Origin of the sequence: Agrobacterium sp. MCAB5, assembly GCF_052114365.1 — a bacterium.
In the GTDB taxonomy this organism is placed as follows: Bacteria; Pseudomonadota; Alphaproteobacteria; order Rhizobiales; family Rhizobiaceae; genus Agrobacterium; species Agrobacterium tumefaciens.
Genome location: NZ_JBFREP010000007.1, coordinates 118,566 through 131,041, shown reverse-complemented (window position 1 = coordinate 131,041; position 12,476 = coordinate 118,566). Strand labels below are relative to the sequence as shown.

The 12,476-nt window shown below is 58.7% G+C and carries 11 protein-coding genes; 4 read left to right on the top strand and 7 right to left on the bottom strand.

Features of this window, described 5'->3' with window-relative positions:
- Position 1: 1 nt before the first annotated feature.
- A complete protein-coding gene (locus AB4Z23_RS16960; RefSeq protein ID WP_421476960.1) occupies positions 2-661 on the top strand; it encodes a YggS family pyridoxal phosphate-dependent enzyme in 660 nt (219 codons plus the stop codon).
- 108 nt (positions 662-769) lie between these two features.
- Here AB4Z23_RS16960 and AB4Z23_RS16955 read toward each other — a convergent pair whose 3' ends face one another.
- Positions 770-1,474 (bottom strand): DUF1013 domain-containing protein, encoded by a 705-nt coding sequence (locus AB4Z23_RS16955; protein ID WP_003516519.1) that lies wholly within the window; start codon positions 1,472-1,474, stop codon positions 770-772.
- 232 nt (positions 1,475-1,706) lie between these two features.
- Here AB4Z23_RS16955 and acs point away from each other — a divergent pair, with 232 nt between their 5' ends.
- Positions 1,707-3,662, top strand: coding sequence for an acetate--CoA ligase (acs, locus tag AB4Z23_RS16950; protein ID WP_003516521.1), 1,956 nt, complete (start codon positions 1,707-1,709; stop codon positions 3,660-3,662).
- 105 nt (positions 3,663-3,767) lie between these two features.
- On the opposite strand, the gene AB4Z23_RS16945 is transcribed toward acs, so the two are convergent.
- From AB4Z23_RS16945 to AB4Z23_RS16920, 6 genes are all read right to left on the bottom strand, one after another.
- Complete coding sequence (locus AB4Z23_RS16945; protein ID WP_003516523.1) at positions 3,768-4,775, bottom strand: TRAP transporter substrate-binding protein; 1,008 nt, start codon at positions 4,773-4,775, stop codon at positions 3,768-3,770.
- Positions 4,776-4,811: 36 nt separating this feature from the next.
- Entirely contained in the window at positions 4,812-6,089 is a 1,278-nt protein-coding gene (locus AB4Z23_RS16940; protein WP_019566002.1) for a TRAP transporter large permease, read from the bottom strand.
- Between the two features lie 4 nt (positions 6,090-6,093).
- Positions 6,094-6,624 (bottom strand): TRAP transporter small permease, encoded by a 531-nt coding sequence (locus AB4Z23_RS16935; protein WP_003516529.1) that lies wholly within the window; start codon positions 6,622-6,624, stop codon positions 6,094-6,096.
- A gap of 116 nt (positions 6,625-6,740) precedes the next feature.
- On the bottom strand, positions 6,741-7,901 hold the full coding sequence (locus tag AB4Z23_RS16930; RefSeq protein WP_421415128.1) for a fumarylacetoacetate hydrolase family protein: 1,161 nt from the start codon (positions 7,899-7,901) through the stop codon (positions 6,741-6,743).
- Positions 7,902-8,106: 205 nt separating this feature from the next.
- Complete coding sequence (locus AB4Z23_RS16925) at positions 8,107-8,823, bottom strand: FadR/GntR family transcriptional regulator (RefSeq protein WP_003516533.1); 717 nt, start codon at positions 8,821-8,823, stop codon at positions 8,107-8,109.
- A gap of 119 nt (positions 8,824-8,942) precedes the next feature.
- Complete coding sequence (locus AB4Z23_RS16920; RefSeq protein ID WP_038492498.1) at positions 8,943-10,388, bottom strand: FAD-binding oxidoreductase; 1,446 nt, start codon at positions 10,386-10,388, stop codon at positions 8,943-8,945.
- A 200-nt stretch (positions 10,389-10,588) separates the two neighbouring features.
- Between AB4Z23_RS16920 and denD the strand changes: the two genes are divergently transcribed.
- Entirely contained in the window at positions 10,589-11,575 is a 987-nt protein-coding gene (gene denD, locus AB4Z23_RS16915) for a D-erythronate dehydrogenase (RefSeq protein ID WP_003516536.1), read from the top strand.
- Positions 11,572-12,474: an NAD(P)-dependent oxidoreductase gene (locus tag AB4Z23_RS16910; protein ID WP_065662961.1), complete on the top strand. Its 903-nt coding sequence runs from the start codon at positions 11,572-11,574 to the stop codon at positions 12,472-12,474. Before denD ends, AB4Z23_RS16910 begins: the two co-directional genes overlap by 4 nt.
- Positions 12,475-12,476: the final 2 nt, after the last annotated feature.

Genomic DNA, 12,476 nt, shown 5'->3' with positions numbered 1-12,476 from the left:
GATGGAAATCGAAGCACGTCTTGAGGATGTCAGGCAACGCATAGCGGAGACAGCGGAAAAGTCCGACCGCAAGGCGACGGATGTTTCTCTCGTCGCCGTCTCGAAGACGTTCGATGCGCAAGAGATCCAGCCGGCGATCGATAGCGGCCAGCGCGTGTTCGGCGAGAACCGCGTACAGGAAGCGCAGGGCAAGTGGCCTGCGCTTAAAGAAAAGACATCGGGTATAGAGCTGCACCTGATCGGGCCGCTGCAATCCAACAAGGCGGCGGATGCAGTTGCGCTGTTCGACGTCGTACAGAGCGTTGATCGGGAAAAGATCGCCCGTGCGCTTTCCGAGGAATGCGTCAAACAGGGCCGCAGCCTTCGTTTTTATGTGCAGGTCAATACCGGGCTGGAGCCACAGAAGGCCGGCATCGATCCACGCGAGACGGTCGCCTTCGTGGCTTTTTGCCGGGACGAGCTGAAATTGTCGGTCGAGGGCCTGATGTGCATTCCGCCTGCGGATGAAAATCCTGGTCCGCATTTTGCGCTTCTGGCGAAGCTTGCCAGACAATGCGGCCTCGAGAAGCTTTCCATGGGCATGTCGGGGGACTTCGAGACGGCGATAGAATTCGGCGCCACCAGCGTGCGTGTCGGCTCGGCAATCTTCGGTGCCCGCTAGAGCATTTCCGGTAAAGCGCATAGCCGGTTTACTGGAAGTGCCCTGAAGCTCTGAAAACAAAAAAACCCGGCACGACGGCCGGGTTTTCATAAACGGAAAGACTTTCGATCAGTAGTGATCGTCCTCGTCTTCGTCCTTCGGAGCCGATTTCAACGAGCTGAGCTTCTTGAAGACGGCGTCCGCGTCGATCTGCTTTTCTTCTTCGTCGCGCTGGAAGTTGTAATCCAGACCTTCCGTCGCCGTTGCCGGCTGCAGCGTGTTGCCAAGCTCTTCTGCTGTCGGCAGCGGGCGGCCGCGCGATGCGCGTTCAACTTCAAGATCGAGATCGATCTGGCTGCAGAGACCAAGCGTTACCGGGTCCATCGGGGTGAGGTTTGCCGAGTTCCAGTGGGTGCGGTCGCGGATCTGCTCGATGGTGGATTTGGTGGTGCCAACAAGACGCGAAATCTGCGCGTCCTTCAGCTCAGGATGATTGCGGACCAGCCAGAGAATGGCATTCGGACGATCCTGACGCTTGGAAACCGGCGTGTAGCGCGGGCCACGGCGCTTGGATTCCGGCACACGAACCTTTGGCTCGGAAAGCTTGAGCTTGTGGTTCGGGTTGCCTTCAGCGCGGGCGATCTCGTCGCGGGAAAGCTGTCCGGTCGCGATCGGGTCGAGGCCCTTGATGCCCTGCGCGGCTTCACCGTCGGCGATTGCCTTGACTTCGAGCGGATGCAGTTTGCAGAACGTGGCGATCTGATCGAACGACAGCGCGGTGTTGTCTACCAGCCATACAGCCGTAGCTTTTGGCATGAGCAATTGTTGAGCCATAGATACAGTCCTTCTGTCCGTCCGCGCCGGGGTCGCGGGCGTGGTATCAACCACTGATTTCCGGGATATTGGCGCTCTATAACCGGATTGCATCATAATTGCAATTCTTTGCGAAACAAATGCCTTTGTCTAATTGCCGTGTGCATTTGAACTGCTATGAATTCAACACATGCCTGAGGTGGGAGTCTCAAGGTCGCGCATATCAAGCCATATCTGGTTCCAGGAGGAGTTCATGTCTGCCAAAATCTACCCCGTGCTCAAATCGGCGAAAGCCCGCACGCTCATCGACAATGAGCGTTACCAGAAATGGTATCAGGAGAGCGTCGAGGATCCCGAGAAGTTCTGGGACAAGCACGGCCGGCGGATCGACTGGTTCAAGCCCTATACCAAGGTCAAGAACACGTCCTTCAAGGGAAGAGTGCCGATCAAGTGGTTCGAGGACGGCCTGACGAACGTCTCCTACAACTGTATCGACCGGCACCTGAAGACGCATGGCGAACGCACGGCGATCATCTGGGAAGGTGACAATCCCTATATCGATAAGAAAATCACCTACAATCAGCTCTATGACTATGTCTGCCGCCTGGCGAACGTGCTGAAGAAGCATGGTGTCAAGAAGGGCGACCGGGTCACCATCTATATGCCGATGATACCCGAGGCGGCCTATGCCATGCTCGCCTGCGCCCGCATCGGCGCCATTCATTCGGTCGTGTTCGGCGGCTTCTCGCCGGAAGCCCTGGCCGGCCGCATCGTCGATTGCCAGTCCACCTTCGTCATCACCTGCGATGAAGGGGTGCGTGGCGGCAAGCCGATCCCGCTCAAGGAAAATACCGACAAGGCGATCGATATTGCCGCCAAGCAATATGTCATCGTCAACAAGGTTCTGGTCGTGCGCCGCACCGGCGGCAAGACCGGCTGGGCGCCCGGCCGCGACATCTGGTACCATCAGGAAATCGCCACGGTGAAACCGGATTGCCCGCCGGTGAAGATGAGGGCGGAAGATCCGCTGTTCATCCTCTACACGTCAGGCTCCACCGGCAAGCCGAAGGGCGTGCTGCACACCACGGGCGGCTATCTCGTTTATACGTCGATGACGCATGAATACGTCTTCGACTACAAGGACGGGGAGGTCTTCTGGTGTACCGCCGATGTCGGCTGGGTCACCGGCCATTCCTACATCGTCTACGGGCCGCTGGCGAACTGTGCGACGACGCTGATGTTCGAAGGCGTTCCCAACTTCCCGGACCAGGGACGGTTCTGGGAAGTCATCGACAAGCACAAGGTCAACATCTTCTACACCGCACCGACGGCGCTCCGATCCCTGATGGGGGCGGGCGACCAGTTCGTCACGCGTTCGTCGCGCGAAAGCCTGCGGCTTCTCGGCACGGTGGGCGAGCCGATCAATCCCGAAGCGTGGGAGTGGTATTACCATGTGGTCGGCGAGGACAAGAGCCCCATCGTTGATACCTGGTGGCAGACGGAAACGGGCGGCATTCTCATCTCGCCGCTGCCGGGTGCGACGGACCTGAAACCGGGTTCGGCGACAAGGCCGTTCTTCGGCGTGCAGCCGCAGCTGGTCGATGCCGAAGGCAACGTGCTGGAGGGGCCGGCCGACGGCAATCTCTGCATCATTGATAGCTGGCCGGGCCAGTCGCGATCTGTTTACGGGGATCACCAGCGCTTCGTCGACACCTACTTCTCGACCTATAAGGGCAAGTACTTCACCGGTGACGGCTGCCGGCGCGATGAGGACGGTTATTACTGGATCACTGGCCGCGTCGATGACGTGCTTAATGTCTCCGGCCACCGCCTCGGCACCGCCGAAGTCGAGTCGGCACTTGTTTCGCATCATCAGGTTTCGGAAGCGGCGGTCGTGGGTTACCCGCATGCCATCAAGGGGCAGGGCATTTATTGTTATGTCACGTTGATGGCGGGCCAGAGCGGCGACTATGCGCTGCGCGAGGAGCTGGTAAAGCACGTCCGCAACGAGATCGGGCCGGTTGCGACGCCAGACAAGATCCAGTTCGCGCCAGGCCTGCCGAAGACCCGTTCGGGTAAGATCATGCGGCGTATTCTGCGCAAGATCGCTGAGGATGATTTCGGCGCGCTTGGGGATACATCGACGCTTGCCGATCCCGCGGTGGTCGAAGATCTCATCGCCAACCGGCAAAACCGCACGGCGTCCTGATTTTCTGGAAGAGGCTGCTTTGGCAGCCTTTTTCTTTTCTGTATTCGCATAAACAAAAACACCCGGAGGCTGACCTCCGGGTGTTTTAATTTTATCCAGACAGGATTACTGGCCGCGGATCTTCTTCAGGTCCGCCAGAACGGCGTCAACGACGTCGGCACCGATTTCAGCCTTGTGCTTTTCGTAGACGACCATCGACTTTTCGCGGATACGTGCCTGCTCTTCCGCAGACAGCGAGTTCACTTCAAGTCCTGCAGCCTTGATCTTTTCCAGCGACTTCTGGTTCAGTTCGCGGATGACCTTGCGCTCTTCGTCACGGCCGACGACTGCGCATTCGCGCAGGGCCGTCTGTTCTTCGGGCGTGTAGCTGTCGAAGATCGGCTTGGAGAAGAGGAAGAGGAACGGCGTGTAGGCGTGGTTCGTCTCGGTGATGTACTTCTGCACCTCGTAGAACTTGGAGGTGTCGATCGTCACATAGGGGTTTTCCTGTGCGTCGATCGCGTTGGTTTCAAGTGCCGAGAACACTTCACCGAAAGCCATCGGCGTTGCATTGGCGCCGAGGTTCTGGAAGGTGTCGAGGAAGATGTTGTTCTGCATCACGCGAACCTTCAGGCCGGAAAAGTCTTCCCACTTGTTCACGGCGTGCTTGGAGTTCGAGAGGTTGCGGAAACCGTTTTCCCAGTAGGCCAGGTTTACGAGGCCCTGTTCTTCCAGCTTCTTGTTCATCATGTCGCCGAAGGCGCCGTCCATCACGGCATCGGCTTCCTTGGCATTGGAAAACAGGAACGGCAGGTCGAAGACGCCGAGCGACGGGATCAGGCCGACGAGCGGTGACGAGGACGTAACAACCGCTTCCTGAACGCCGGAGCGCAGGGCCTGCGTCGCCTGAAGGTCGCCGCCGAGAGCGCCGCCCCAGAATGCCGTCAGCTTCAGCTTGCCGCCCGACTTGTCGTCGAGGCAGGCCTGCATGGCCTTGATGCCGTTGCCGACCGGGTGGTCCTGGTTGATGCCGTTCGAAACGCGGATGTTGCGGCTGTTGAATTCAGCCATTGCCGGGGCTGCGGCGCCCACCGCAAAAGCGATGGCCGTGGTGGTCAGAAGAAGCTTTCTCATAATATCCTCCCTTGGATTTTGGTTGAGAAGTGGCGATTAACGAAGGTACTGCAACGGAACCATCACGATGTCCGGGAAAACCACGAGCAACGCCAGAACGATGGTTTCTGCAACGAGGAAAGGCCAGACACCGATCGTGACCTTGCCGAGCGGGATGCGTCCGACGCCTGAGACGACGTTCAGCACGACACCGACCGGCGGGGTAATCAGGCCGATGGCATTGTTGATGATGAAGAGGACGCCGAAATAGACCGGGTCGATGCCTGCCTGCTTGACGATTGGCATCAGAACGGGCGTCAGGATCAGGATGGTCGGTGTAAGGTCGAGCGCGGTTCCTACGATGAAGACCAGCACCATCATGGCAACCATCAGAAGCATCGGACGATCGATCAGCGGTTCGATATAACCGGCGACCTCGTTTGGAATGTTCGCAGCCGTGATGAGCCATGCGGAGACGAGGGCTGCGCAGACAAGGAACATGATGATCGAAGTGCTCTTGGCAGCGCGCAGAAGAACGTGGAACAGATCCGCCGGCTTCAGTTCGCGGTAGATCACCATGCCGACGAAAAGAGCGTAGCCGGCAGCGACAACGGCGGCTTCCGTCGGCGTCATGATGCCTGCCTTGATGCCGCCCAGAATGATGACCGGCATGCCAAGCGCCCAGCCGGCGCGGACCGTGGCAACCAGACGTTCCTTGCCCGAGGTCTTGGGCAGGGGCTTGATGTTATCCTTTCGGACCACGATCAGCCAGGCGATGATCAGCGAAATGCCCATCAGAATGCCGGGTACGATACCGGCAAGGAAAAGCTGGGTGATCGAAACGTTTGCGGCGACGCCGAAGACGATGAAGGCCATGGAAGGCGGAATGACCGGGGCAATGATGCCGCCTGCAGCGATGAGGCCGCCGGAGCGCGGAATGTTGTAACCAGCTTTCGCCATCATCGGGATGAGGATCGCGGCAAGGGCTGCGGTGTCGGCAGCGGCCGAACCGGAGATGCTGGCCATGATGATGGCCGCGACAATCGCCACGATGCCGAGACCGCCCCTGATATGGCCCACAAGCGCAATCGCAAAGTCGATGATGCGGCGGGAAAGACCACCGGAGTTCATCAGTTCGCCAGCCAGAATGAAGAAGGGAATGGCGAGCAGCGTGAAGGTGTCAGCGCCCGAGATCATGTTCTGGGCGATGATCGCGGTGTTGAACATGCCCATGTACCACATGAGCACGACGCCACAGAACATCAGCGAGAAAGCGACGGGAACGCCAATCGCCATGGCTCCGAGAAGAGAGCCGACAAAAACGAAAAGTGTCATGGTATCAGCGCTCCGAAAGCTGTTCGATCGTGAGGTTCTCGCCGGCGAACTGGGCGATTTCATCCTCTGTCACGCGGCCCGTCACATAACGGTAGAGGCGTTCCAGAGCGATGATGAACATCAGGCCGCCGGTGAACATGCCGATGCCGTAGACCCAGATCATCGACAGCTTGGTGACAGGCGCATGCATGCTGGCGTTGATGGCGGACTGCTTCCATGTTCCCCAGAAGAAGATGGCGGAACAGCCCAGAATAATGATGTTCGACAAGACCATGCAGACGACACGGGCGCGGCGCGACAGGAACATCACGAGAGTTTCGATGCCCATATGGCTATTTTCACGGAAGGTCAGTACGGCACCGATGAAGGTCAGCCATACGAAGAAGTATCGCGACAATTCTTCCGAGATATTGATGCCGGAATTCATCGTGTAACGCATGACAACGTTGACGAAGACCATGATCGACATGCCGGCGAGCAGCAGGACGAGAATGATTTCGAGAATCCGGTAAAAGAGATTGATGGTCTTTTGCATTTTCCCCTCCCGAAGAAATATCTGGAGCATTTTCGACGAAGGATCGCCCTCAATGCTCCACCTATGGGTTTTCGCAATTCTGGGCGCAAAACCGAGATGCAGTTTTGCTGGATTGCCTAGAGCAGCCCGCGTTTCGCCAGGTTGCGCATGAGGGCCGCGGTGCCGAATGTCCATTCCGGGCATTCGTCTGTCGTCGTGACCCAGTTGATCAGCTTGCCGAGCTTGGGCGTGGAGATTTCGACACGGTCGCCCTTGGAGTGGGTGAAGCCGAGACCCGGGCCATGGCGGTCCTTTACCGGCGCAAACATCGTACCTAGGAAAAAGACGGCGCCGTCAGGATACTGATGGTTGCGGTTCAAGAGCTGGGAAGCGAGGTTTTCCGGCGTGCGGCTGATCGCCTGCATTGCGCTTGCACCGGTCATGGTGAAGCCGTCCTCGCCTTCGACCAGAAGCGATATCTGCGCCTTCTTCACGTCTTCGATGGTAAAGCGTCCATCAAACAGGCGGATGAAGGGACCGATTGCGCAGGATGCGTTGTTGTCTTTTGCCTTGCTGAGCAGGAGGGCGGAGCGGCCCTCGAAGTCACGCAGGTTGACGTCGTTGCCAAGCGTCGCGCCAACGATACGGCCGTCGGAGGCAATGGCCAGCACCACTTCCGGCTCCGGGTTGTTCCACTGCGACTTCGGGTGAACGCCTATCAGCGCGCCGCAGCCGACGGAGGCCATGGCCTGCGCCTTGGAGAATATCTCCGCATCCGGACCGATGCCAACTTCCAGATATTGCGACCACAGGCCCATTTCCTGCAGCAGTTTCTTCACTTCGGCTGCTTTTTCCGAACCGGCCTCAAGTCCCTTGAGATTGTCGCCGAGAACCGGCGCCAGCCGTCCGCGTATTTCCTGCGCGCGAAGTGGATCGCCCTTGGCCTGCTCCTCGATCACGCGTTCCAGCATGCTGTCGGCGAAGGTCACGCCTGCAGCCTTAACGGCCTGAATATCGTTGGGGGCGAGAAGTTCACCACCGGAGCCATCCAGAAAGGCCTCGAGCGCGCCAAGCGCCACGAATGTGCCGGTGTCTGCAAGCAGCTCCACCAGATCCGTCTTTTCCAGAAGTTCCGACATGGTCGGCGAAATAGAGGTGAGGTCGTAAAGCACGCCGCCTTTGAGCAGAACGGGGCAGGGGCCGCCTTCGCTTTTCGACCATACGCGGCCGACGAGCAGGGCGTTTTCAAAGTCTTCAGGCAAAATAGCGGTAGCGTCGATGGACCTTGAGCCGGTCATATATATCCTCCCCTTCAGCCCTCCGACAGCCGCCTCCTGCGGTCATATTGTCTGGATGTCTGACAACCTAATCTCATTCTTCTTAGTATGACTTTTACAGCGAGTCTAGCGGCACCGCAGACAAAATTATCGTCTTTCGCCTCTGGATTGCCGGAAAGAGCGAAACCTGTCCTATAGCTTTGCCGTTTAAGCTTCTGTTTGCGGCTCAGAAGATATCCAGTTCCAGATTGACCCGGCTTGCTGCCCCGAGCAGATGTTTGCGCATCGCATCCTTGGCCGCAGTCGCATCGGCGCGTTCGACGGCTTCGAAGATTGCCACGTGTTCGGCGATCGTCACCTCGAGGATTTCCCCGAAAATAGCACGGGAGAAGGCGATGTTGATAGCCGAGCTGATGCGTTCTGCGATAAAGCCGAGAAACATCAGGAAATATTCGTTCTGCGTCGCTTCCGCCAGAATACGGTGAAAGTCGAGATCGGCCGCAACGCCCTCCGTCGACCAGTCGTCGGTCGTTCGCATCTTTTCCAGTGCCGCCGCCAGCCGCGCCAGCTGCTGCGGGTTGCGGTGGAGTGCTGCCAGACCCGCCGCCTCGATTTCCATCGGCATGCGAAGCTGGAAGAGATCGCGGAAATTTTCCGGATCGTTCAGACGGGACCGCTCGATGCGAATGGACAGTCTCTGCCGGGGATCGGTGACGAAAGCGCCCACGCCTTGCCGTGTTTCGACAAAACCTTCGTTGCGCAATTGCGCGATCGCTTCACGAATGACCGAGCGGCTGACGCCGAAGGTTTTCGCCAGAACATGTTCCGTCGGCAGCCTGTCGCCCGGCCCGAGTTTCGAATCATTGATTTCGCGGGCGATCTCCGCGGCGATCCGGCCGGGCAGATGATCGTTGCGATGTATCTGACTGAACTCCAGCGTCATGATTGCTCCCGTTCCACAGAAACGATTGGTCCGTTTTTTCCCGCGGCAGGCGACTTCCTCCTTCGCCGTCAGCGGGGTTTTCAGAGGCGGCGTATTCCGCCGCCTTTGCTGTTTCTCGATTAGCTATCCGGTTGCAGGGTTATCTGGCAACCGGGATTCATCCGCAAATCGGGGTCAAAGGCATTTTTCAAACCCGTGATCATCCGGCGCTGCACATCAGATAGCCGGCTTTCGAAATCGGAGCGTTTCAGGCGGCCGATGCCGTGCTCGGCGCTGATGCTGCCGACGTAACGGTCAAGGACTTCGTTGACGAGGGTTTTCGATTTGTAGATGAAGGTTTCGCGCTCCTGCGGCGTTGCTCCGTTTGGCGGCAGCACATTGAGATGGACGTTGCCGTCTCCGACATGGCCATAGGAAACCGCCAGGCATTCCGGCAGTTTTTCCGCCAGTTCAGCCTCTGCTTCGGCCACGAACGCCGCAAGTTTTGACAGCGGCACGGAAATATCGGTGCGCATATGGCTGCCGCGCAGCGCCTGACCCTCGTTCATGCCCTCGCGGAAAAGCCACAGAGATTGCGCCTGTGCTCGCGAGGAGGCGATGACGCCGTCCAGCACCAGACCGTCTTCCATGACGCCCTCGAGGAACCGTCCCATCAGGTCGGCAGTGTCTACTAGCCCCGAGCCGGAAATTTCCATCAGCACATAGGCCGGATAATCTCCGGCGATCGGCATTTTAAGGTCAGGGATTGCTTCGATTGCGAGCGTGAAGGCGACGGGCGGCATGAATTCGAAGGCGGACATCAGGTCGCAGCATTCGCGGCGGGCGCGGCGATAAAGCTTGATGGCGTCATCCAGCGAATTGAGGCCGAGCAGTGCCGTCTCGACATGTTCTGGATTGGGGTAGAGCTTTACGGACACGGCCGTGATGATGCCGAGTGTTCCTTCCGCGCCTATGAAAAGCTGCTTCAGGTCAATGCCACGATTGTCCTTACGCAGCGTCGACAGGCCATTCCAGATGGTGCCATCAGGCAATACCACTTCGAGACCGAGCACCAGTTCGCGGGTCATGCCGTAACGCAGAACGTTGATGCCGCCAGCATTGGTCGAGACGTTGCCGCCGATGCGGCAGCTGCCCTGCGCGCCGAGCGACAGCGGAAAGAACATTCCCTTGTCCTGAACCGCATCCTTGAATTCCGACAGAATGCAGCCGGCTTCAACGACAGCCGAAAAATCGTCGCTGTCTATGGTGCGGATGGCGTTCATGCGCTCGAGGCTCAGCACGACCTGACGCTTTGGCTCATCGGGAATGCCGCCGAGCACCAGCCCGGTATTGCCGCCCTGAGGGATGATGGCGAGACCGAGTTCAGCGCAGGCGCGAACCGTATCGGAGACTTCCTTGGTCGAACGGGGGCGGATGACGGCTACCGCCGAACTGGTGACGTCGCCATGCCAGTCGCGGCAATAGCGCAGCATGTCTTCCTGCGATGTCAGCAGCAATGCCTCGCCCAGCCTGTTCTTCAGCGAGAACCGCAATTCCTCGATATCGTGTTCGCTCACGATCGTCATTCCACCCTCTCCGTCCAATCCGCCCTAAAATATCCGGGCAAAGGTCTTTCGCCCTTGCTTTTGCCGGTTTGTGAAAAAATACTATTTTCAATCAAACCATATAAGGTTATCAGACAACCTTACAAGCTAATTTATCGGTTCACGAGCCGATGATGTTTTTTCGGTCTCGGGAGAATGACCGGGCCAAAGAGGAGGAAGATATGCATATCGCAATCATCGGTGCTGCAGGCATGGTTGGCCGTAAGCTGACGCAGCGTCTCGTCAAGGATGGATCGCTTGGCGGCAAGTCGATTGACAGATTCACGCTTATCGACGTGTTTCAGCCTGAAGCGCCCGCCGGCTTCTCCGGTGCGGTTGATGCGCGCGCAGCCGATCTGTCCGCGCCGGGCGAAGCCGAAAAGCTGGTCGAAGCCCGCCCCGATGTGATCTTTCATCTTGCTGCCATCGTATCCGGTGAAGCCGAACTTGATTTCGACAAGGGCTACCGTATCAATCTCGATGGCACGCGTTATCTCTTCGACGCCATCCGCATTGCCAACGGCAAGGACGGTTACAAGCCGCGCGTGGTCTTCACCTCGTCGATCGCCGTATTCGGTGCGCCGCTCCCTTATCCGATTCCGGATGAGTTCCACACCACGCCGCTGACCAGCTACGGCACGCAGAAAGCGATCTGCGAGCTGCTGCTCTCCGACTATAGCCGTCGCGGTTTCTTCGACGGTATCGGCATTCGCCTGCCGACGATCTGCATTCGCCCCGGCAAGCCCAATGCGGCTGCTTCCGGCTTCTTCTCCAATATCCTGCGCGAGCCGCTGGTTGGTCAGGAAGCGGTTCTGCCGGTGCCGGAAAGCATTCGCCATTGGCACGCTTCGCCGCGTTCCGCTGTTGGTTTCCTTCTTCATGGCGCGACGATCGACGTGGAAAAGGTCGGTCCGCGCCGCAACCTGTCCATGCCCGGCCTCAGCGCCACCGTTGGCGAACAGATTGAAGCGCTGCGCAAGGTTGCCGGCGAAAAGGCCGTTGCCCTCATTCGCCGCGAGCCGAATGAGATGATCATGCGCATGTGCGAAGGCTGGGCGCCCGGTTTCGAAGCAAAGCGCGCCCGTGAACTTGGCTTTACGGCTGAAAGCTCCTTCGAAGAGATCATTCAGGTTCATATCGAGGACGAACTGGGAGGTTCACTGAAATGAGTGTCGGCGGGGAGGAGAAGAAGCGGTCGGTTGCCTTTATCGGCACAGGCCTGATGGGCGGTCCGATGGCCCGGCGTCTGCTGGGCGCGGGCTTTTCGGTTGCGGTGTGGAACCGCAGCGTCGAAAAGGCTGAAGCGCTGGTTGCCGATGGCGCGGTTCTCGCGGCATCGCCGGCCGAAGCCGCCAGGGGTGCCGATATCGTCATCACCATGCTGAGCGACGGCAAAGCCGTGGGCGAGGTGCTGTTCGAGGCGGGTGTGGCGGACGCGCTGGAAAAAGGCGCTGTTGTCATCGACAGCAGCTCCATTGCGCCGCCTATTGCGCGCGAACACTCCTCCCGGCTACGGGCAATGGGCATTCATCATGTCGATGCGCCGGTCTCCGGCGGTGTGCCGGGCGCAACGGCGGGTACGCTCGCGATCATGGCCGGTGGCGATGAGGCGCTGATCTCTGGTCTTTCGGATTTCTTCGCGCCGATGGGCAGGCTCACCTATGTCGGCCCCTCCGGTGCGGGCCAGCTTTGCAAACTCGCAAACCAGCAGATCGTCGCCATCACCATCGGCGCGGTTGCCGAGGCGATGATGCTTGTGGAAGCGGGCGGGGCATCCCGCGAAGGGTTCCGTAACGCCATACGTGGCGGTTTTGCCGAAAGCCGGATATTGGAATTGCACGGCGAACGCATGGTGAAGCGCAATTTCGCGCCAGGCGGACCCTCCAAGTTCCAGCTCAAGGATCTGAACGGGGTGCTGGCGACGGCGAAGGATTTGTCCCTGACGTTGCCTTTGACCCAGCAGGTAACGCGGGAGTTCGATGATTTCGTCAGCGATGGTGGAGCCGATATCGACCATAGCGGTATCCTGCTTTACCTCGAAAAACTCAACAACCGGGAACAGGGCTGAGG